General features: G+C 69.9%; 21 protein-coding genes. 15 read left to right on the top strand and 6 right to left on the bottom strand.

The annotated features are described in order from the left end of the window. Positions 1-7: 7 nt before the first annotated feature. The 7 genes from whiA (at position 8) to ACFE67_RS02805 (ending at position 5,541) form a co-directional block, all read left to right on the top strand. A complete protein-coding gene (gene whiA / locus ACFE67_RS02835; RefSeq protein WP_375405360.1) occupies positions 8-985 on the top strand; it encodes a DNA-binding protein WhiA in 978 nt (325 codons plus the stop codon). An 88-nt stretch (positions 986-1,073) separates the two neighbouring features. After that, complete coding sequence (locus ACFE67_RS02830; protein WP_375405359.1) at positions 1,074-1,697, top strand: superoxide dismutase; 624 nt, start codon at positions 1,074-1,076, stop codon at positions 1,695-1,697. Between the two features lie 82 nt (positions 1,698-1,779). Further along, positions 1,780-2,784: a type I glyceraldehyde-3-phosphate dehydrogenase gene (gene gap / locus ACFE67_RS02825; RefSeq protein ID WP_375405358.1), complete on the top strand. Its 1,005-nt coding sequence runs from the start codon at positions 1,780-1,782 to the stop codon at positions 2,782-2,784. Positions 2,785-2,788: 4 nt separating this feature from the next. After that, the gene (locus ACFE67_RS02820) at positions 2,789-3,994 is read left to right on the top strand and encodes a phosphoglycerate kinase (protein WP_375405357.1); all 1,206 of its coding nucleotides are present in this window, start codon (positions 2,789-2,791) and stop codon (positions 3,992-3,994) included. Further along, positions 3,991-4,773, top strand: a complete 783-nt coding sequence (gene tpiA, locus ACFE67_RS02815) for a triose-phosphate isomerase (RefSeq protein WP_375405356.1) — start codon at positions 3,991-3,993, stop codon at positions 4,771-4,773. The genes ACFE67_RS02820 and tpiA overlap by 4 nt, the downstream gene beginning before the upstream one ends. Positions 4,774-4,889: 116 nt before the next feature. Further along, complete coding sequence (secG, locus tag ACFE67_RS02810; RefSeq protein WP_375405355.1) at positions 4,890-5,138, top strand: preprotein translocase subunit SecG; 249 nt, start codon at positions 4,890-4,892, stop codon at positions 5,136-5,138. A gap of 34 nt (positions 5,139-5,172) precedes the next feature. After that, the gene (locus ACFE67_RS02805; protein WP_375405354.1) at positions 5,173-5,541 is read left to right on the top strand and encodes an RNA polymerase-binding protein RbpA; all 369 of its coding nucleotides are present in this window, start codon (positions 5,173-5,175) and stop codon (positions 5,539-5,541) included. A gap of 95 nt (positions 5,542-5,636) precedes the next feature. On the opposite strand, the gene pgl is transcribed toward ACFE67_RS02805, so the two are convergent. The 5 genes from pgl to tkt all read right to left on the bottom strand — a co-directional run bounded on the left by pgl (position 5,637) and on the right by tkt (position 12,294). After that, positions 5,637-6,416: a 6-phosphogluconolactonase gene (gene pgl, locus ACFE67_RS02800; RefSeq protein WP_375405353.1), complete on the bottom strand. Its 780-nt coding sequence runs from the start codon at positions 6,414-6,416 to the stop codon at positions 5,637-5,639. Further along, positions 6,413-7,384, bottom strand: coding sequence for a glucose-6-phosphate dehydrogenase assembly protein OpcA (locus ACFE67_RS02795; protein WP_375405352.1), 972 nt, complete (start codon positions 7,382-7,384; stop codon positions 6,413-6,415). The genes pgl and ACFE67_RS02795 overlap by 4 nt, the downstream gene beginning before the upstream one ends. Beyond that, on the bottom strand, positions 7,381-8,937 hold the full coding sequence (zwf, locus tag ACFE67_RS02790; protein ID WP_375405351.1) for a glucose-6-phosphate dehydrogenase: 1,557 nt from the start codon (positions 8,935-8,937) through the stop codon (positions 7,381-7,383). Before zwf ends, ACFE67_RS02795 begins: the two co-directional genes overlap by 4 nt. Positions 8,938-9,006: 69 nt before the next feature. After that, on the bottom strand, positions 9,007-10,146 hold the full coding sequence (gene tal / locus ACFE67_RS02785; RefSeq protein ID WP_375405350.1) for a transaldolase: 1,140 nt from the start codon (positions 10,144-10,146) through the stop codon (positions 9,007-9,009). Between the two features lie 33 nt (positions 10,147-10,179). Further along, entirely contained in the window at positions 10,180-12,294 is a 2,115-nt protein-coding gene (gene tkt, locus ACFE67_RS02780; protein ID WP_375405349.1) for a transketolase, read from the bottom strand. A gap of 170 nt (positions 12,295-12,464) precedes the next feature. On the opposite strand from tkt, the gene ACFE67_RS02775 reads away from it, so the two are divergent. From ACFE67_RS02775 to ACFE67_RS02745, 7 genes are all read left to right on the top strand, one after another. Beyond that, positions 12,465-13,382: a heme o synthase gene (locus tag ACFE67_RS02775; protein WP_375405372.1), complete on the top strand. Its 918-nt coding sequence runs from the start codon at positions 12,465-12,467 to the stop codon at positions 13,380-13,382. A 51-nt stretch (positions 13,383-13,433) separates the two neighbouring features. Next, on the top strand, positions 13,434-14,432 hold the full coding sequence (locus ACFE67_RS02770; protein WP_375405348.1) for a heme A synthase: 999 nt from the start codon (positions 13,434-13,436) through the stop codon (positions 14,430-14,432). Between the two features lie 219 nt (positions 14,433-14,651). Further along, on the top strand, positions 14,652-16,070 hold the full coding sequence (gene sufB / locus ACFE67_RS02765; RefSeq protein WP_375405347.1) for a Fe-S cluster assembly protein SufB: 1,419 nt from the start codon (positions 14,652-14,654) through the stop codon (positions 16,068-16,070). Next, complete coding sequence (gene sufD, locus ACFE67_RS02760; RefSeq protein WP_375405346.1) at positions 16,071-17,294, top strand: Fe-S cluster assembly protein SufD; 1,224 nt, start codon at positions 16,071-16,073, stop codon at positions 17,292-17,294. Next, complete coding sequence (locus ACFE67_RS02755; protein ID WP_375405345.1) at positions 17,291-17,629, top strand: non-heme iron oxygenase ferredoxin subunit; 339 nt, start codon at positions 17,291-17,293, stop codon at positions 17,627-17,629. The genes sufD and ACFE67_RS02755 overlap by 4 nt, the downstream gene beginning before the upstream one ends. A 16-nt stretch (positions 17,630-17,645) precedes the next feature. After that, positions 17,646-18,410: a Fe-S cluster assembly ATPase SufC gene (sufC, locus tag ACFE67_RS02750; protein WP_375405344.1), complete on the top strand. Its 765-nt coding sequence runs from the start codon at positions 17,646-17,648 to the stop codon at positions 18,408-18,410. Further along, positions 18,410-18,739 carry a metal-sulfur cluster assembly factor gene (locus ACFE67_RS02745; RefSeq protein ID WP_375405343.1) on the top strand — a complete coding sequence of 110 codons (330 nt, stop codon included), beginning with the start codon at positions 18,410-18,412 and terminating at the stop codon, positions 18,737-18,739. The genes sufC and ACFE67_RS02745 overlap by 1 nt, the downstream gene beginning before the upstream one ends. Positions 18,740-18,814: 75 nt before the next feature. Here ACFE67_RS02745 and ACFE67_RS02740 read toward each other — a convergent pair whose 3' ends face one another. Next, complete coding sequence (locus ACFE67_RS02740) at positions 18,815-19,477, bottom strand: biotin transporter BioY (protein ID WP_375405342.1); 663 nt, start codon at positions 19,475-19,477, stop codon at positions 18,815-18,817. Between the two features lie 147 nt (positions 19,478-19,624). On the opposite strand from ACFE67_RS02740, the gene ACFE67_RS02735 reads away from it, so the two are divergent. Further along, positions 19,625-21,223: an ABC-F family ATP-binding cassette domain-containing protein gene (locus ACFE67_RS02735; protein ID WP_375405341.1), complete on the top strand. Its 1,599-nt coding sequence runs from the start codon at positions 19,625-19,627 to the stop codon at positions 21,221-21,223. Positions 21,224-21,444 lie beyond the last annotated feature (221 nt).

Genomic DNA, 21,444 nt, shown 5'->3' with positions numbered 1-21,444 from the left:
GCGAGCGTTGGCACTGACCAGTGAGGTGAAGGACGAGCTGACCCAGGTCGACGTCGGGAAGACGTCGGTCCGGGCAGCGGAGTTGGCGACGATCCTCCGGTTCTCCGGCGGGCTCCACCTCATCTCGGGCCGGATCGCAGTCGAATCGGAACTCGACACCCCGCAGCTGGCCCGTCGGGTCCGCCGCGATCTGAGCGAGCTGTACGGCGTGCGCAGCGAGATGACGGTGCTCTCGGCGTCCGGTGTGCGGAGGAACAACCACTACCTCGTGCGGGTCGTCGACGGCGGCGAGACGCTCGCCAGGCAGACCGGTCTGCTCGACGCCCGGCGCCGACCGATCCGCGGGCTGCCGAACCGGCTCACCACGGGTTCCCCGGACGAGATCGAAGCCATCTGGCGCGGAGCCTTCCTCGCCCACGGCTCCCTGACCGATCCGGGCCGGGCGGCCGCGCTGGAGGTCACCTGCCCCGGCAACGAGACCGCGATGGCGCTCGTCGGCGCCGCCGGCCGCCTCCAGGTGCAGGCGAAGGCCCGCGAGGTGCGCGGGGTGCACCGGGTCGTCATCCGCGACGGCGAGGCCATCAGCGAGATGCTCGGCCACATGGGCGCCAGGCGCAGCGTGCAGAACTGGGAGGAGATGCGGCAGCGTCGCGAGGTGCGGGCGAACACGAACCGCCTCGTCAACTTCGACGACGCGAACCTCCGCCGCAGCGCTCAGGCCGCCGTCGCCGCCTGCGCCCGCGTGCAGCGCGCGCTCGAGATCCTCGGCCCGACCATCCCCGAGCACCTCCGGTACGCGGGCCAGCTGCGCCTCGACCACCGCGACGCGAGCCTCGACGAGCTCGGGCACTACTCGGACCCGCCCATGACGAAGGACGCGGTCGCGGGCCGCATCCGCCGCCTGCTCGCGCTCGCCGACAAGCGGGCGATCGAGGAGGGTGTGCCGAACACCGAGTCGGCCGTCCCCGCCGAGATCGACCAGTAGGCGTATCGACCAGGAGGTGTCGGAGGCCCCCAGCAAGGCTTCCGGAGGCGGTCGTAGGCTCGTCGGCGAACACTCAGAAGGAGCAGCAATGCCCGTGTACACCCTGCCCGAACTTCCCTACGACTACGCCGCGCTCCAGCCGAGCATCAGCGCCCGGATCATGGAGCTGCATCACGGCAAGCACCACCAGGCCTATGTCACCGGCGCGAACACCGCCCTCGATCAGCTCGCCGAGGCCCGTGAGTCCGGCGGCTTCGCCAACATCAACAAGCTGACAAAGGACCTCACCTTCAACCTCGCCGGGCACGTCAACCACTCGGTCTTCTGGACGAACCTCTCCCCGGACGGCGGTGACGAGCCGGTCGGTGAGATCGCCTCCGCGATCGACGAGTTCTTCGGCTCGTTCGAGAAGTTCACCGCGCAGTTCACCGCCGCGGCGATGGGCGTGCAGGGCTCCGGCTGGGCCGCGCTCGTCTACGACTCCATCGGTCGGCGTCCGATCGTCCTGCAGTACCACGACCAGCAGCAGGACTTCCCGGCCGGCACGGTCCCGCTCCTGCTCCTCGACGTGTGGGAGCACGCGTACTACCTCGACTACGCGAACGTGCGGGCCGACTACGTCAAGGCCTTCTGGAACATCGTGAACTGGGCGAACGTGGAGCAGCGCTTCACCACCGCCCAGAAGCAGACCTCGGGCCTCCTGGTACCGTGATCGCCGTGCCGGCCGCTCACCCGCGGCCGGCCCGACGACCATGTCGCGCACCCGTCGCGGTGCGCATGACCACGGAGGAACAGTGACGACTCGCGTCGGCATCAACGGCTTCGGCCGGATCGGCCGGAACTACTTCAGGGCGGCGCTCGCCAAGGGCAGCGACATCGAGATCGTGGCGGTGAACGACCTGACCGACAACGCGGCGCTCGCGCACCTGCTGAAGTACGACTCCACCGCGGGGATCCTGAAGGAGTCCGTCGAGCTCGACGGTGATCGCATCGTCGTCGACGGCAAGCCGGTGACCGTGCTGGAGCAGCGCGACCCGGCCCAGCTCGGCTGGGGCGACCTCGGCGTCGACATCGTCATCGAGTCCACGGGCCGTTTCACCAAGGCGGACGACGCGCGCAAGCACATCGCCGCCGGCGCGAAGAAGGTCATCATCTCCGCCCCGGCCTCGGGCGAGGACGGCACGTTCGTGATGGGTGTCAACGAGGGCACCTACGACCCCGACTCGATGCACATCCTGTCCAACGCGTCCTGCACAACCAACTGCCTCGCGCCGCTCGCGAAGGTGTTCAACGACGCGTTCGGCATCGAGCACGGTCTGATGACGACGATCCACGCGTACACGGCGGACCAGAACCTGCAGGACGGCCCGCACAGCGACCTCCGTCGCGCTCGCGCAGCCGCGCTGTCGATCATCCCGACCTCGACCGGTGCGGCGAAGGCCATCGGCCTGGTGCTGCCCGAGCTGAAGGGCAAGCTCGACGGCTTCGCGCTCCGCGTGCCGGTGCCGGTCGGTTCCATCACGGACCTGACGGTCACCTCCTCCCGCGCCGTGAGCGTCGACGAGGTCAAGGCCGCGTACAAGGAGGCCGCCGACGGCCCCCTGAAGGGCATCCTGAAGTACGTCACCGACCCGATCGTGTCCGCGGACATCGTCGGCGACCCGCACTCGTCGCTGTTCGATGCGGAGCTCACCAGGGTCATCGGTACGCAGGTCAAGCTCTCGAGCTGGTACGACAACGAGTGGGGCTACTCGAGCCGCCTCGTCGATCTCACCGACTACGTGGCCGCCCGCCTGTAACCCGATGTCCCTGCGCACCCTCGACACGCTCGGGGACCTCGCCGGCACTCGTGTCGTCGTCCGCTGCGATCTGAACGTCCCCCTGAGGGACGGCAGGATCACGGACGACGGCCGCGTGCGCGCGAGCGTCCCCACGCTCACCCGACTCCTCGACGCCGGCGCCTCCGTCACGGTCGTCTCGCACCTGGGCCGGCCCGATGGCGAACCGAACCCGAAGTACAGCCTCGAACCGGTCGCCGAGCGACTCGGTGAGCTGCTGGGCCGTGAGGTGACGTTCGTCCCCGGCACCGCGGGTGACGCGGAACCCGGGACGGGTGCCGTGACCGTGCTCGAGAACCTGCGGTTCGACCCGCGCGAGACGAGCAAGGACGCGAGGGAGCGGCGTGCCTACGCGGAGGCCCTCGCGAAGCACGGGAGCGCCTTCGTCTCCGACGGCTTCGGCGTCGTGCACCGCAAGCAGGCGAGCGTGTACGAGCTCGCCGAGGTGCTGCCCAGCGTGGCCGGCCTGCTCATCGCCGGCGAGCTCTCCGTCCTCGAGCGGCTGACCGAGCGCCCCGCGAAGCCGTACGCCGTCGTGCTCGGCGGCTCGAAGGTCAGCGACAAGCTCGGTGTCATCGACCATCTGCTGCCGAGGGTCGACACCCTGCTCATCGGCGGGGGGATGCTGTTCACCTTCCTCGCCGCGCAGGGGCATGCGGTGGGCAAGAGCCTGCTGGAGCAGGACCAGATCCCCACGGTGCAGGAGTACCTGCTCCGCGCGGCCGACCTCGGCGTGACGATCCTCGTCCCCACCGACGTTGTCGTCGCAGCCGCGTTCTCGGCTGACGCCGCTCACGAGACGGTGCCCGCCGAAGCCATCGAGTCGTCGTCGTTCGGCGCCGACGGCATCGGGCTCGACATCGGCCCGGACACCGCGGGTGCTTTCGCCACCGCGATCGCCGGGTCGCGGACCGTGTTCTGGAACGGCCCGATGGGCGTGTTCGAGTTCCCCGCGTTCGCGAACGGCACGAAGCGGGTCGCAGAGGCGCTCACCGAGGTCGACGGGTTGTCGGTCGTGGGCGGCGGGGACTCCGCCGCCGCGGTGCGCACCCTCGGGTTCGGCGACGACCGGTTCGGGCACATCTCGACGGGTGGCGGCGCGAGCCTCGAGTTCCTCGAGGGCAAGCGCCTGCCGGGCCTCGAAGTACTGGGCTGGGAGGCCACCGCGTGACACGCAGACCACTGATCGCCGGCAACTGGAAGATGAACCTGGACCACCTCCAGAGCATCGCGCTGGTGCAGAAGCTCGCGTGGACCCTGAAGGACGCCTCGTACGACCCGAAGGGCGTCGAGGTCGCGGTGTTCCCGCCGTTCACCGATCTGCGCAGCGTGCAGACGCTCATCGACGCCGATCGGTTCACGCTCGCGTTCGGTGGGCAGGACCTGTCGCCGAAGGACGCCGGTGCGTACACGGGTGACATCTCCGGCGCGTTCCTGAAGGCGCTCGGCTGTACCTACGTGATCGTCGGGCACTCCGAGCGCCGCCAGGGGCACGGGGAGACCGACGAGATCGTCAACGCGAAGGTGCTCGCCGCAGTCCGTCACGGGCTCGTCCCCGTGATCTGCGTCGGTGAGACGGAGGAGGAGCTCGAGCTGCACGGCACGAGCGCCGTCCCCGTCGCGCAGACGAAGGCCGCGCTCGCAGGGGTGCCCGCCGGAACGCCGGTCGTCGTCGCCTACGAGCCCGTCTGGGCGATCGGGACCGGGAAGGTCGCGACGCCCGAGACGGCGCAGCAGGTCGGCGTCGCCATCCGTGCCGCCGTCGCGGCGGTGCTGAGCGACGACGACGCGGCCGAGACCCGCATCCTCTACGGCGGATCGGTGAAGAGCGGCAACATCGCCGGCTTCATGCGCAAGCCCGACGTGGACGGCGCCCTCGTCGGCGGCGCGAGCCTCGATCCGACCGAGTTCGCCGGCATCGCGCGCTTCCCGGATCACGTCGGCGCGTAGGCTCGACGGTCGGCGCGACACAGCGCCTCGTCGGAACCTCCAGTCCTCGACTGACCGGGCGGTCTGGCATACTGCTTGCGGCTGAGAATCGGCTGCGACGCTAGGAGGAGAACCGGATGCAGATCCTGCAGGCCGTCCTGCTCGTGGTCCTCGCGGTCACGAGCATCCTGCTCACGCTGCTGATCCTGCTGCACAAGGGTCGGGGAGGCGGGCTGTCCGACATGTTCGGCGGCGGCGTCACGTCGAGCCTCGGTGCGTCGGGTGTCGCGGAGCGCAACCTGAACCGGATCACCGTGGTCCTCGGTGTCGTCTGGTTCGCCTGCATCGTGGTGCTCGGCCTCATCACCCGCTTCGACGGCCCCTGAGCGCAGCGGTCGACGACAGGAAGAGGACGAACACATGGCTTCTGGTGGAAGTGCGATCCGCGGCTCTCGGGTCGGAGCGGGTCCGATGGGCGAGCAGGACCACGGGTACCACGCCGAGCGGGTCGCCGTTTCCTACTGGGATGCGCTCGGCAACGAGACGGTGCGGTACTTCGCGGCGAACCTGCCGGACGACGAGATCCCGGCGACCATCGACTCCCCGTCGAGCGGACTCCCCGCCGGCCGGGACAAGGCGAACCCCCCGTCGGTCGCGAAGAACGAGCCCTACAAGACGCACCTCGCGTACGTGAAGGAGCGCCGCACCGACGAGGAAGCGGCGTCCCTGCTCGAGGACGCGCTGAAGCAGCTGCGCATCCGCCGCGGCAAGATCTCCGCCGACAGCTGACCTGCTCGGGCCCATTCCCGCCCGTGGTTCACGGATCAGGGGATTCGGGGGCGCTTCGCGCCGCCCGAATCCCCTGATCCGTGAACCTGAACCGGTCAGTAGCTGGAGGCGATGAGGTTCTGCGGCACGTCCTCCGCAGCTTCCTGGTCGACGAAGAAGACCGTGCGGCGGCGACCCTGCGCGCCGGCGGCCGGTACCTCGATCGGTGACGCCCCGGCGAGAGCGAGGCCGAGCGCGGATGCCTTCTCCGCGCCGGACAGCACCATCCAGATGCGCTGGGAGCTGTTGATCACCGGCAGGGTGAGGCTGAGGCGCAGCGGCGGCGGCTTCGGCGAGTTCCGGTCCACGATCACCAGGCGGTCGTCGGTGATCCGCACGCCGTGCTCGGGGAAGAGCGAGGCGATGTGGCCATCGGCACCGACCCCGAGGAACGTGATGTCGAACCGCGGCACGCCGAGCAGCAGCGACGGATCGGCGTGCGCCCGCAGCTCGTTCGCGTAGCGGGCAGCGGCGGCGTCGATGTCCGGTTCCTCGTCGGAAGCGGGGAAGGGGTGGATGTGCTCGGGAGGGACCGGGATGTGGTCGAGGAGCGCCTCGCGGGCCTGCGTCTCGTTCCGCTCGGGATCCCCCTTGGGCAGGAATCGCTCGTCGCCCCACCAGAAATGGACGCGGCTCCAGTCGATCGCGCCGCGCATCGGGGAGTCCGCGATCGCCCGCTGGACGCCCTGACCGCCGGCGGTCCCGCCGGTGAGCACGATGTTGACGTCGTGGTACTCGTCCATCAGGTCGGTGAGCTTCGTCAGGAACCGCGCCGCGACAGCGGCGATCAGCCCCTCCACGTCGGGATGCACGAGCACACGGCGTTCGTTGGTCACGGTCCTCCAGTCACTGACGCGGTGACGGCGAGGCCACGGTCCAACCCGGCGAGCCCCTCCGTGAGCACCTGACCGTAGAGGTCGTCCGGGTCGAGGCGCCGCAGCTCCTCCGCGAGGCAGTCTCGCAGACCGCGCCTGGGCAGCGAGACGTCCTGCGTCGGCTGACCGGGCTGCGAGAGGGTCGCCACGTCGGGTACGTTCCGCTCCAGGTCGATGACCCCGGAGGAGCGGAACAGCCGCACCCCGTGGATGCCGCTGGAACCGGTCGACCGATCCGACAGCACGACGGCGACCGGGATGTCGAGCGCGAGCCGCAGCCATGCCGCGAGCAGCTCGGTGGAGGGGGAGTCCGCCGCCCCGGACACCTCGACCGCATCGATCGGGTCGTATGGCGGCTGATCGAGAGCGGCGGCGAGCACGGCCCGCCAGAGCGTCAGGCGCGTCCAGGCGAAGTCCGTGTCGCCCGGGCGGTAGCTGGCAGCGAGGTGGTCGATCGCCGCGGTCGGATCGGGCTGCGCCGACGCGTCGGTGATGCGCCGCTGGGCGATCCTGCCGAGCGGCGAGTCGGCGACGACCTCGGGCATCTCGGGCCCAGGCCACCAGGCGACGACGGGGGCGTCGGGCAGGAGCAGGCCGGTGATCAGGCCCTCCTCGTCCGAACCGGCGGGCCCTGCGACCCGCAGGACGACGACCTCGCTCGCACCCGCGTCGCCACCGACCCGGATCTGCGCGTCGAGCCGCGCGGGCGCGGTCAGGTCGCCCGACTCGTGCACGACCACGAGCACCCGCATGGGGTGCTCGCGCGACGCGTCGTTCGCGGCCCGGATGGCCTCCTCAGCCGCATCGCTCGTGGTGCTGATGACCAGCGTGAGGACGCGGCCGAGTGCGACGGCGCCGCCCTCGGAGCGGATCGTCACCAGCTCGCGGCTGACCTTCGCGATGGTGGTCCCGGGCAGGTCGACGATCACGGGCGTCTCCAGGTTCGTCCGTCGCGCGCCATCAGCGCGTCTGCGGAAGCCGGCCCCCAGGTCCCGGGCCGGTACTGCTCGGGTCGGCCACCCGACGCCCAGAACTCCTCGACCGGGTCGAGGATCTTCCAGGACAGCTCGACCTCCTCGTGCCGGGGGAACAGCGGTGGGTCGCCGAGCAGCACGTCGAGGATCAACCGTTCGTACGCCTCCGGGCTCGCCTCGGTGAAGGCGTGGCCGTAACCGAAGTCCATGGTCACGTCGCGCACCTGCATGCCGGCGCCCGGGACCTTCGAGCCGAAGCGGATCGTGATGCCCTCGTCGGGCTGCACCCGGATCACCAACGCGTTCTGCCCGAGCAACGAGGTCTGGCTCTCGGCGAACAGCCCGTGCGGCGCACGTTTGAACACGACGGCGATCTCGGTCACTCTCCGGCCCAGGCGTTTCCCGGCGCGGAGGTAGAACGGCGCGCCGGCCCAGCGCCGGGTGCCGATGTCCAGCCGGATCGCGGCGTAGGTCTCGGTCGTCGAGTGCGGATCCATCCCGTCCTCCTCGAGGAAGCCGATGACGCGCTCGCCGCCCTGCCAGCCGGAGGCGTACTGACCGCGGGCCGTCGCCGACCCGAGATCGCGCGACAGGCGGACGGCCGACAGCACCTTCTCCTTCTCGGCGCGCAGATGCGCCGCCTCGAACGAGACCGGCTCCTCCATCGCGGTGAGGGCGAGCAGCTGCAGGAGGTGGTTCTGGATGACGTCACGCGCGGCACCGATGCCGTCGTAGTAGCCGGCACGGCCGCCGACACCGATGTCCTCCGCCATCGTGATCTGCACGTGGTCGACGGAGTTGGCGTTCCAGATCGGTTCGAACAGCATGTTCGCGAACCGGAGGGCGAGGAGGTTCTGGACCGTCTCCTTGCCGAGGTAGTGATCGATGCGGAACACCGCGTCGGCGGGGAACACGCGCTCGACGACGGCGTTCAGCTCGCGGGCCGTCGTCAGGTCGGAGCCGAACGGCTTCTCGATGACGACGCGACGCCAGCGCCCCTCGCGCTGCTTCGCCACGCTCGTCGAGGACAGCCCGGCGGCCGAGAGGTGCTCGGTGACCTGCGGGAAGTCCTTCGGCGGGATTGACAGGTAGAAGGCGGCGTTGCCCAGGGTGCCCCGCTCGGTCTCGAGCCGGTCGAGCGTCTCGCGGAGGCGGTCGTACCCGGCCGGGTCGTCGAACGTGCCCTGCACGAACCGGATCCCGCGAGCGAGCTGCTGCCAGACGTCCTCGCGGAACGGCGTGCGCGCGAACGCCTTGACGGCATCGCGGACCAACTCGACGAACTGCTCGTCGCTCCAGTCGCGCCGCGCGAACCCGACGAGCGCGAAGCCCGGAGGCAGCAGTCCGCGGTTCGCGAGGTCGTACACCGCCGGCATCAGCTTCTTGCGGGCGAGGTCGCCGGTGATCCCGAAGATGACCAGCGCGGACGGACCGGCGATGCGGTTCAGACGCCGGTCGACCGGGACCCGGAGGGGGTTGGTGCCGGGGCCGAGCAGAGGCGCGTTCATCAGGTCTCCTTCGCAACGCGCATGGGAACGCGGCCGGCGCTCGACGCCGACCGCGCTCCGGTGATGCGCTCAGGCGGCTTCGAGCGCCTTCGCGACCGTGTCGGTCAGCTCGTGCCAGGACACGATGAACTTCTCGACGCCCTCGGTCTCCAGCAGCTCGGTGACCTCGTCGAGGTCGATGCCGGCGGCCTTCAGCTTCGCGAGGTCGTCGCGGGCCTCGTCGTACTTGCCGACGATCGTGTCGCCCGTGACCTCGCCGTGATCGGCGACCGCGTCGAGCGTCTTCTCGGGCATCGTGTTCACGACGCCGTGGGTGACGAGGTCGACGACGTAGAAGGTGTCCGGCAGGTCCGGGTCCTTCACGCCGGTCGACGCCCACAGCGGCCGCTGACGGTTCGCACCCTTCTCCTGCAGCTCGATCGCCTGCTCGGTGCCGAACGCCTCGACGAAGAGCTCGTAGGCGAGCCGCGCGTTCGCGACGGCGGCCTTGCCCTTGAGGGCTTTCGCCTCGTCCGTACCGACCGCGTTCAGGCGCTTATCGATCTCGGTGTCCACGCGGGAGACGAAGAACGACGCGACGGAGTGGATCGTCGACAGGTCGATGCCGGCGGCATCGGCCTGCACGAGGCCCTCGAGGTACGCGTCGATGACCGCCTGGTAGCGCTCGAGCGAGAAGATCAGCGTGACGTTGACGCTGATGCCGGCCGCGATCGCCGCGGTGATCGCGGGGAGGCCCTCGAGCGTCGCCGGGATCTTGATCATGACGTTCGGCTTCTCGATGGTGCTCCAGAGCCGCTTCGCCTCGGAGGACGTCGCCTCGGTGTCGTGCGCCAGCTCGGGGGAGACCTCGATCGAGACACGGCCGTCATAGCCGTTCGAGTCGGCGTAGACGCCCTTGAAGATGTCCGCGGCGTCGCCGACGTCCTTGGTCGTGATCTCGAAGATCGCCTGCGCGACGTCCGCGCCCTTGGCCTTCAGCTCCCTGACCTGCTCGTCGTAGGACTCGCCCTTCGACAGCGCCGCAGCGAAGATCGTGGGGTTCGTCGTCACGCCGACGACGTTCTTCTCCTCGATCAGCTCCTGAAGGCCCTTCGAGGTGATCCGCTCGCGCGAGAGGTCGTCGAGCCAGATGCTCACGCCTGCGCGGGAGAGCGCGGCGGTGTTCGAGTCGGTCGTGCCCGACTCGGCGGTGTTCTGCGTGATGCTCATGTCAGCTCCTTGAATTCCTGGACTGGAACCGCGTCAGCGGCCCAGGGATTCCTTCGCGGCGGCCACGACGTGCTCCGTGGTGATGCCGAACTCCTGCAGCAGGAAGTCGCCGTCGGCGCTCGCGCCGAAGTGGTCGATCCCGACCGCCCTGCCCTGGTCGCCGATGTACTTCGCCCAGCCGAGCGTCGCGCCCGCCTCGACGGACACCCGCGCCTTCACAGCGGCCGGCAGCACCGACTCCTTGTACTCCGCGCTCTGCTCGTCGAACCATTCGAGGGAGGGAGCCGACACCACCTGCGCGTCGATGCCCTCCTCCGCGAGCTTCAGGCGCGCCTCGACGGCGACCTGCAGCTCGGAACCCGTCGCGATGAGGATCACGTCGGGCGTGCCGTTCTTCGCCGCGGCGAAGACGTAGGCGCCCTTCGCGACGCCGTCGGTGGAGGCGTAGACGTCCCCCGACGCTTCGCCGTCGCCGCGCTCGAAGACCGGCAGGTTCTGACGGCTCAGCGCCAGGCCGGCCGGGCCCTGGCGGCGGGACAGGACCTGCTTCCAGGCCGCGGCGGTCTCGTTCGCGTCGCCCGGGCGGACGATGTCGAGCTGCGGGATGAGGCGCAGCGCCCAGAGGGTCTCGACCGGCTGGTGCGTCGGGCCGTCGCCGCCGAGGGCGACGGAGTCGTGCGTCCAGACGTAGATCGTCGGCGCCTTCATGAGTGCGGCCAGCCGGACCGGCGGGCGCATGTAGTCGCTGAAGATCAGGAAGGTCGCTCCGAACACCCGGGTGTTCCCGTGCAGCACGATGCCGTTCAGGATGTTCCCCATCGCGTGCTCGCGGATGCCGAAGTGCAGCACGCGGCCGTAGGGGTTCGCCTTCCACATCGCCGAGCTGCGCTCCGGCGGCAGGAAGCTGTCCGAGCCCTCGATGGCGGTGTTGTTCGACTCCGCGAGGTCGGCCGACCCGCCCCAGAACTCCGGGACGTGCTTCGCGATGCCGTTGATGACCTTGCCGGAGGCGACGCGCGTCGAGACGGCCGTGCCGGCCGGGAACACGGGCACGTCCACGAACGCGTCGTCGGGCAGCTCGCCCGACAGCACGCGGTCGAGCAGAACCTTGCGGTCGGGGTTCGCCGTCGCCCAGGCGTCCAGCTGCTCGGACCACTCGGCGTGCGCGGCCGCGCCGCGGTCGACCGCCTCGCGGGTGTGCTCCAGCACCTCGGGAGCGACGTCGAAGGTCTTCTCCGGGTCGAGCCCGAGGGCCGTCTTCAGACCCTTGATCTCGGTGTCGCCCATCGCCGAGCCGTGGATCTTGCCGGTGTTGCGGAGCGTGGGGGAGGGCCAGCCGATGATCGTCTTCAGCACGATGATCGACGGCTTGTCGGTGACGCGCTGCGCCTCGAGGGTCGCGGCGTAGAGCGCGTCGACGTCCTCGTGGTAGTCGTCGCCGGCCTTCCAGTCGACCGTCTGCACGTGCCAGCCGAGCGCCTCGTAGCGCTTCGCGACGTCCTCGGACAGCGCGATGTTGGTGTCGTCCTCGATCGAGATCTGGTTGTCGTCGTAGTAGGCGATCAGGTTGCCGAGCTGCTGCGTGCCGGCGAGCGACGCGGCCTCGTTCGTGACGCCCTCCTCGATGTCGCCGTCGCCCGCGACCACGTAGATGAAGTGGTCGAACGGGCTCGCGCCCTGCGCGGCGTCGGGGTCGAACAGCCCCCGCTCGAACCGCGCTGCGTACGCGAACCCGACGGAGGCGGCGAAGCCGGAGCCGAGCGGGCCGGTCGTGATCTCGATGCCGTCGGTGTGGCCGTACTCCGGGTGGCCGGGGGTCTTCGAGCCGTACTGGCGGAGCTGCTGCAGGTCGTCGAGCTCGAGCCCGTAGCCGCCCAGGTAGAACTGGATGTACTGCGTCAGCGACGAGTGGCCGTTGGACAGGATGAAGCGGTCGCGGCCGAGCCACGTGCTGTCGGACGGGTCACGGCGCATCACCTTCTGGAACAGGAGGTAGGCCAGGGGCGCGAGGCTGATGGCGGTGCCCGGGTGGCCGTTCCCCGCCTTCTGCACGGCGTCGGCGGCGAGCGCCTTCGTCGTGTCGACCGCTCTCCGGTCGAGCTCCGTCCATTCGAGCTCGGTTCCTGCACGGGTCTTGACGTCGGTCACGACGATCCTTCCGTCGGTGGAGTTCAGAAGCGGCGGCTGTACGGCAGCCGTCCGCAAGTCTATGGACAGCCGTACGACCGCCGAGGCGATGGTCCCGCTGTTCGGTGAACAGCCGCTTCGAGCGGGGCGCGATTCACCTAGAATCCCCAGCAGTGAGCACGACGGTGAGGGTGTCAGACGGGCAGGCACGGGCCGCCCGGCCAGGCCGCGTCCCCGCGGGGCGCCAGGTCAGGGGCTACGTCGCCCTGATGAAGCTGCGGGTCGTCGAGCTGCTGCTCGTGACGACCATCCCGGTGATGATCCTGGCGGCGCACGGCGTGCCGGACCTGGTGGTCGTGGCGGCGACCCTGGTCGGGGGCACGCTCTCGGCGGGTGCGGCCAACACGTTCAACATGGTGATCGACCGCGACATCGACCGCGTGATGCACCGCACCCGGCACCGTCCGCTCGTGACGGGCGATCTGACGACGCGGCAGGCCCTCGCCTTCGCATGGCTGCTCACCGTCGTCTCGACCCTCGTGCTCGGGCTGCTGACCACCTGGCTCGCCGCTTCGCTGTCGCTGATCGCGATCGGCTTCTACGTCTTCATCTACACGCTGTGGCTCAAGCGCCGGACGAGCCAGAACATCATCTGGGGCGGCCTCGCCGGCTGCTTCCCCGTCCTGATCGGCTGGGCGGCCGTCACGGACACCCTCGCTCCTGCCGCCTGGGTGCTGTTCGCGGTCATCTTCCTGTGGACACCCCCGCACTACTGGCCGCTGTCGGTGAAGTACCGCGACGACTACTCCTCGGTCGGCGTGCCGATGCTCGGCGCGGTCCGGTCCCAGACGCAGGTCGGCCTGCAGACCGTCCTCTACTCATGGGCGACGCTGGCCTGCACCCTGCTGCTGATCCCGGTCGCGGGCATGGGCCCGATCTACACGGTCGTCGCCCTCGGCGCCGGCGGCTGGTTCGTCTGGGAGACGCACCGGCTCTACTCGCGGGCGCTCGCGGGCGTGCAGACGTCGCCGATGCGCGTCTTCCACGCCTCCATCGGCTCGCTGTCCCTGGTCTTCCTCGGCATCGCGCTGGACGTCCTGCTGCGCTGATCGCTTCGAGTGCGACCCGCCCCGGCGGGCGGCGCCGGTACGATCGGGACGGTGAGCGACTCGATCGATCGGCGGCCGCGGACACCGCTCGCGTGGCTCGCCGGCCGCGTCTCGCTCGGCCCCCGGGCCCTGCGCTGGGGCACGACGGCCGCGCTCGTCGTCAGCATCCTGATCGTCGTCACCGGCGGCGTCGTGCGGGTGACCGGCTCCGGTCTCGGCTGCCCGACGTGGCCGCAGTGCGAGGCCGGATCGCTGCCGACCACGCCCGCGCTCGGCATCCACGGGCTGATCGAGTTCGGGAACCGGGTCCTCACCTCCGTGCTGGTGCTCGCCGTCGGCTGGGCGATCGTCGCCGCCGCGCTGCAGCGCCCGTGGCAGCGGACGCTGGCGCGCCTGACCTGGTCGCAGTTCTGGCTCGTGATCGTGAACGCCGTCGCCGGCGGCATCACCGTGCTCGTCGGGCTCGACCCCTACGTCGTCGCCCTGCACTTCGTGCTCGCGTTCGCCCTGCTCACCACGACGACCCTCGCCTGGCACCGGACCCGGCAGTCCGCCGCGGCGACCACGGTGCACGGTGCGGTCGGCGCGACGGCGTGGGCGCTGGCTGCGGCGGCCGCGGTGCTCGTCGTGCTCGGCACCGTCGTGACCGGTGCGGGCCCGCACTCCGGCGACTCGGTCGCCGTGCCGCGCATCACCGTGGTGCCCTGGACCGTCCTGACCGCGATGCACGGCACGATCGCGGTCGTGGTGGTGGTGCTCGCCGTCGTCCTGCTGGTCCAGCTGCGCGCGGGAGGCGCCTCCACCGCGCTGGCCCGGCGTCGGGTCGCCGTGCTGCTCGCCGTCCTCGCGTCGCAGGGGCTGATCGGGATCGTGCAGGCGCTCACCGGGTTGCCCGGCGGGCTCGTCGTGCTGCACCTGCTCGGCGCCGCGCTGGTGTGGGTCGGTGTGCTTCGGGTGCTGCTCGACACGCATCCCGCGCTGTTCGGTCGAGTCGCGCCGGTCCGGGACGTGCCCGCCGATCCCGCGACCGCGGAAGCCGTGCTGCGCTGATCGGCGCACACACGCGCTGCGGAGTGCGCTCCGGTAGGATCGAGGTTCTGCTGGAGGCCTCACCTGTGAGGTTCCGGCGGGTCGACGGGGCATCGTCCTCGGTCCTGGTGGCGTGACCGGCGCCCGGATCGCGCAGGCCCCCGCGCGAGCAGCTGCGAACCGACGGAATGCGGCGTCCTGCCGTCCTGTTGGGTACCGGTAACGAGAGGAGCACCTGTCATGACCGACGTGCTGATCGACCGCCCCGAGCTCGAGGGCCTGGGTGTCTACGAGTTCGGCTGGTCCGATTCCGATGTCGCTGGCGCCTCCGCGAGACGCGGCATCTCGTCCGCGGTCGTGACCGACATCTCCGCCCGGAAGAGCGAGCCCGGCTGGATGCTGAAGAACCGGCTCAAGGGCCTGTCGATGTTCGGCCGCAAGCCGATGCCGACCTTCGGTGCCGACCTGTCGGGCATCGACTTCGACAACATCAAGTACTTCGTGAAGTCCACCGAGAAGCAGGCGCAGACCTGGGAGGACCTCCCCGAGGACATCCGGAACACGTACGAGCGCCTCGGCATCCCCGAGGCGGAGCGTCAGCGCCTCGTCGGCGGGGTCGCCGCGCAGTACGAGTCCGAGGTCGTGTACCACCAGATCGCCGAGGAGCTCGAGGCCCAGGGCGTCATCTTCATGGACACCGACACGGCGCTGAAGGAGCACCCCGAGTTCTTCGAGGAGTACTTCGGCACGGTCATCCCGGCGGGCGACAACAAGTTCGCCGCGCTGAACACCGCGGTCTGGTCCGGCGGCTCGTTCGTCTACGTGCCGCCGGGTGTGCACGTCGAGATCCCGCTGCAGGCCTACTTCCGGATCAACACCGAGAACATGGGCCAGTTCGAGCGGACGCTGATCATCGCCGACGAGGGCTCCTACGTGCACTACATCGAGGGCTGCACGGCGCCGATCTACAAGAGCGACTCGCTGCACTCCGCGGTCGTCGAGATCGTCGTCAAGAAGAACGCCCGCGTGCGGTACACGACCATCCAGAACTGGTCGAACAACGTCTACAACCTCGTCACCAAGCGGGCCATCGCCCACGAGGGCGCGACGATGGAGTGGATCGACGGCAACATCGGCTCGAAGGTGACGATGAAGTACCCCTCCATCTACCTGGTGGGGGAGCACGCGAAGGGCGAGACGCTCTCCGTCGCGTTCGCCGGCCCCGGCCAGCACCAGGACGCCGGCGCCAAGATGATCCACATGGCGCCGTACACGCAGTCGTCGATCGTCTCGAAGTCGATCGCGCGCGGCGGCGGCAGGGCCGGGTACCGCGGCGAGGTGCGGATGGACCCCAACGCGCACCACTCCGCGAACACGGTGCGTTGCGACGCGCTGCTCGTCGACACGATCAGCCGCTCCGACACCTACCCCGCGATCGACATCCGCGTCGACGACGTGCAGCTCGGCCACGAGGCGACCGTCTCGAAGGTGAGCGAGGAGCAGCTCTTCTACCTGATGAGCCGCGGCATGCCGGAGGACGAGGCGATGGCGATGATCGTGCGCGGCTTCATCGAGCCGATCGCCCGCGAGCTGCCGATGGAGTACGCCCTCGAGCTGAACAAGCTGATCGAGATGGGCATGGAAGGGAGCGTCGGCTAGGTGGCGGACGAGGCGCAGACCTTGGCGACGCCCGAGGGCAACACGCTCGAGGTCGTCACCGGGACCGGGACACGGCCGTCGATCATCGCCGACGCCACCAGCGGCCACGGCGACGTGCCGGTGCAGTCGCGCAACGAGCGGTTCGCGTCGACCGACGTCGGCGCGTTCCCCGCCGTGACCGGACGCGAGGCGGCCTGGAAGCTCACGCCGATCGCGGAGCTGAAGGACCTGATCGACGGCGAGCTCGACGGTGGCCGCTACGAGTTCGACGGCGCGGTCTCCGGCGAGGCCGAGGTCCGCTGGGTCGGCCGCGACGACGACCGCATCGGGACCGCCGGCATCCCCGAGGACAAGGCCGCAGCGAACGCGTGGTCCTCGTTCGAGGAGGCGCTGCTCGTCACGTTGACCGGCGACGAGCCCTCGGCCACGACCATCACGCGCAGCGCGCTCGGTGACGCTGCACGCGGGGCGCACACCGTCATCGACGTCGCCCGCTTCGCACGCGGCGTCGTCGTGCTCAACAACTCCGGCGCGGCGAACCTGGCGGAGAACGTCGAGATCCTCGTCGGCGACGGCGCGGACGTCACCGTCGTCACGGTGCAGGACTGGGCGGATGGCGCCAAGCACGTCGCGAACCACTTCGCCCAGGTCGGGCGGGACGCCCACCTGAAGCACGTGGTCGTGTCGCTCGGCGGGTCCATCGTCCGGGTCAACCCCTCCGTCACCCTGTCCGGCTCCGGTGCGGACGGCGACCTGCTCGGCGTCTACTTCGCGGACGCGGCGCAGCACCTGGAGAGCCAGGTCTTCCTGTTCCACAAGGCCGACCACACGAAGGGCCGCGTCGAGTACCGCGGCGCGCTGCAGGGCGAGGGCGCGCACACGGTCTGGATCGGCGACGTCCTGATCGGTCCGGACGCATCGGGAACCGACTCGTACGAGCAGAACCGCAACCTGGTGCTCACCGACGGCCCGCGGGCCGACTCGATCCCGAACCTCGAGATCGAGACCGGCGACATCGCGGGCGCGGGCCACGCCTCCGCGACCGGCCGCTTCGACGACGAGCAGCTCTTCTACCTGCAAGCCCGCGGGATCACGGAGGAGGTCGCCCGCCGCCTCGTCGTGCGCGGCTTCCTCTCCTCGATCGTGCAGAAGATCGGTGTGCCCGACCTGGAGGCGCGCCTCCAGGAGGCGATCGAGGCCGAGCTCGCAGGAGCCGCGTCGTGACCGCCGAGCGCGTCTGCGGCATCGACGACCTCGAGCAGGACTCCGCCCTCCGCGTGAACGTCGGGGGAGTCCCCGTCGCGGTCGTGAAGGATGCGAACGGCGAGGTCTTCGCGATCGGCGACACCTGCACCCACGGCGACATCTCCCTCGCGGAGGGCTTCGTCGAGGATGGCACGCTCGAGTGCTGGGCGCACGGCTCGAAGTTCTCGCTCACGAGCGGGCGCCCCCTCACCCTGCCGGCGTACCAGCCGGTCCCCGTCTACACGGTCACGCTGGTGGGGGACGACGTGCTCGTCGACCCGACACCCGTGCCCGCGTCCGAGCTTCCCGCCTGACCCAGTAAGGAACCCGATGTCCACCCTCGCGATCAGCGATCTCCACGTCTCGATCGACACCGATCAGGGCAACAAGCCGATCCTGCGCGGCGTCGACCTGCGTCTCGACGAGGGCGAGACGCATGCGATCATGGGCCCGAACGGTTCGGGCAAGTCGACCCTGGCGTACACGATCGCCGGCCACCCCCGGTACAAGGTCGACTCCGGCTCGATCACGCTCGACGGTGAGGACGTGCTCGCGATGACGGTCGACCAGCGCGCCCGCGCCGGCCTCTTCCTCGCGATGCAGTACCCGGTCGAGATCCCGGGCGTGACGGTCTCGAACTTCCTCCGCACCGCGAAGACCGCGATCGACGGCTCGGCGCCATCGATCCGCGGCTGGGTGAAGGACGTCCGCGGCTCGATGGAAGCGCTGCGGATGGACAGCACCTTCGCGGAGCGCAACGTCAACGAGGGCTTCTCCGGAGGCGAGAAGAAGCGGCACGAGATCCTGCAGCTCGAGCTGCTGAAGCCGAAGTTCGCCGTGCTCGACGAGACCGACTCGGGCCTCGATGTGGACGCGCTGAAGATCGTGTCGGAGGGGGTGAACCGCGCCAAGAGCAACACCGGCCTCGGCGTCCTGCTCATCACGCATTACACGCGGATCCTGCGGTACATCAAGCCGGACTTCGTGCACGTGTTCGTCGCCGGCCGCGTCGCCGAGGAGGGCGGCCCCGAGCTGGCCGATCGTCTCGAGAACGAGGGCTACGACCGGTTCCTGACCACGGAGGCGACGGTCTGATGACCACCCCGCTGGCACCGGAGCGCTTCGACGAGCTGTCGGAGGCGTTGAAGGACGTCGTCGACCCCGAGCTGGGCGTGAACGTCGTCGACCTCGGGCTGATCTACGACCTGAACTGGGACGACGAGAGCGACGCGCTCGTCATCAACATGACCCTCACCTCCGCCGGCTGCCCGCTGACCGACGTGATCGAGGACGAGACCGCGCAGGCCCTCGACGGCCATGTCGAGCGGTTCCGGATCAACTGGGTGTGGATGCCGCCGTGGGGTCCCGACCGGATGACCGACGACGGCAAGGACATGATGCGGGCCATCGGCTTCCAGATGTAGCTCCTCCACTCTGCTCACGCAGAAAGCCGCCCGACTTCACGTCGGGCGGCTTTCTGCGTGAGCAAAGTCAACCGGTCAGGCCCGCTTCGACGCCTCCGCGCGGCGGACCAGGAGCCAGGCTCCCGGGAGCAGGAGTCCTGCCGCGACGGCCTTGACGGCGTCGCCGATCAGGAACGGCGCGACTCCGGCGCCCCAGACCGCCGCGCCGAGCGAGTCGTAGTGCAGGAGGTCGTGCCAGACCGACGGCCCGAGGTTCCCGAGCGTCGCGGCGAGCCACGGCAGCCCGAAGGCGTACATCACGGCCGTGCCGGCCACGAAGGACACGATCGTGCCGACGATCCGCCGGTCCCAGCGGCGCTGCGCGAGCCAGCCGACGAGCGCCGCAGCCGCGATGAACCCGATGATGAAGCCGCCCGAGGTGAGGGCGAACAGGCTGCCCGACTTGTGCTCGGCGAAGACAGGCGCTCCCGCGACGCCGGCGACGAGGTAGAGCGCCATCGAAAGCGAGCCGCGCAGCGAGCCGAGGACGGTGCCGACCAGCAGTACCGCGAACGTCTGCCCGGTCATGGGGACCGGCCACATCGGGATGTACAGCTGCGCGAGACCGGCGGTGAGCGCTGCTCCGCCGAGGACGAGCGCCGCATCGGTCGCCAGCGAACCCCCCTTCGAGAGCCTGAGGACGGCGGGCAGCACCCGGTCCGCGAGGACGGGACGGGACGGGGCGAGGGACAGCGACACCGGGCGACTCCTTCTCGCGTCGGCGACGTGCCGGCGCGGATCTAGACTAGGGCGCTGCCCGAATCACGGTTCTGTGCCTTCTGCACACGCGACGGGCCACTTCGCCGTCGATCTCAGCCAAGTCGACCTACGTCAGAGGAGCCCGTCATGCTCGCGGTGCACGGCCTCGAGATCACCGTCGGCGCTCGCCGCCTGATGGCGGACGTCGAGTTCCGCGTCTCCGACGGCGACAAGGTCGGCCTGGTGGGCCGCAACGGCGCCGGGAAGACGACGCTGACGAAGGTGCTCGCCGGCGACCTCCAGCCGGCGGACGGCCGGGTCGAGCGGTGGGGCGACATCGGCTACCTTCCTCAGGATCCGCGTGCGGGCGATCCGGAGCAGCTCGCGCGCACCCGCATTCTCGACGCCCGCGGCCTCGGCACCGTCGCCCTCCAGATGTCCGAGGCCACCGAGCGGATGGGGTCCGCCGATCCCGCCGTGTCGGAGAAGGCGATCAACCGGTACGCGGCGCTGGAGGAGGAGTTCCTCGCCCGCGGCGGCTACTCGGCCGAGGCGGAAGCGGCGTCGATCTCGTCGAACCTGTCGCTGCCCGACCGCATCCTCGATCAGCCGCTCAACACGCTGTCCGGAGGGCAGCGCCGACGCATCGAGCTGGCGCGCATCCTGTTCTCCGATGCCCGCACGCTGATCCTCGACGAGCCGACGAACCACCTCGACGCCGATTCGGTGATCTGGCTGCGCGACTTCCTGAAGCAGTACCGCGGCGGCGTGATCGTGATCAGCCACGACGTCGTGCTCGTCGGCGACGTCGTGAACCGGGTGTTCTACCTCGACGCGAACCGCCAGGTGCTCGACGTCTACAACATGGGCTGGCGCCAGTACCTGAAGCAGCGTGAGGGCGACGAGCAGCGGCGCAAGCGCGAGCGCCAGAACGCCGAGAAGAAAGCCGGCGCGCTGCAGCTGCAGGCCGCGAAGATGGGTGCGAAGGCGACGAAGGCGGTCGCCGCGCAGAACATGGTGCGTCGGGCCGAGCGGCTGCTGTCGGGGTTGGAGGAGGTCCGCCAGGTCGATCGCGTCGCGAAGCTGCGCTTCCCGGACCCGGCCCCCTCCGGCAAGACGCCGCTGATGGCCTCCGATCTCTCGAAGTCCTACGGGTCGCTCGAGATCTTCTCCGCGGTCGACCTGGCGATCGACCGCGGTTCGAAGGTCGTGATCCTCGGTCTGAACGGCGCGGGGAAGACGACGCTCCTCCGGATCCTGGCGGGTGTCGACCAGCCGGACACCGGGCAGCTCGAGCCCGGGTACGGGCTGCGCATCGGGTACTACGCGCAGGAGCACGAGACGATCGACGTCCGGCGGACGGTGCTCGAGAACATGGTGTCGGCTGCCCCGAACCTCACGTCCACGGAGGCCCGGCGGGTGCTGGGCTCGTTCCTGTTCACCGGCGACGACGGCGACAAGCCCGCCGGCGTGCTCTCCGGCGGTGAGAAGACCCGCCTCGCGCTCGCGATGCTCGTGGTCTCCGCGGCGAACGTGCTGCTGCTCGACGAGCCTACGAACAACCTCGACCCCGCCAGCCGGGAGGAGATCCTCGGCGCGCTCGCGAACTACAGCGGCGCCGTGGTGCTCGTCAGCCACGACGAGGGCGCGGTCGAAGCGCTGAACCCCGAGCGCGTCCTGATCATGCCGGACGGCACCGAGGACCTCTGGACCCCGGAGTACGCCGACCTGATCAGCGTCAGCTAGGTGCAGTGTCAGCTGACCACTTTTCATCTTTACGGAGTTTTGGCTGCGCCAAAACTCCGTGAAGATGAAAAGTGTGTCAGCGGGCGTCGGTCAGCTCGTCCTCCACGGACTCGTCGCTCGGGGTGCGCCTCGCGCGGCGGACGACCGCCCGATCCTCCGCTGCCGTGACGACCTCGTCGCCCGCGTCGAGCAGGTCGCGACGGATCGACCAGCCGAGCGCG

It is taken from the genome of uncultured Amnibacterium sp., from assembly GCF_964244015.1.
In the GTDB taxonomy this organism is placed as follows: Bacteria; Actinomycetota; Actinomycetes; order Actinomycetales; family Microbacteriaceae; genus Amnibacterium.
This window is presented reverse-complemented; position numbering and strand designations above follow the sequence as displayed.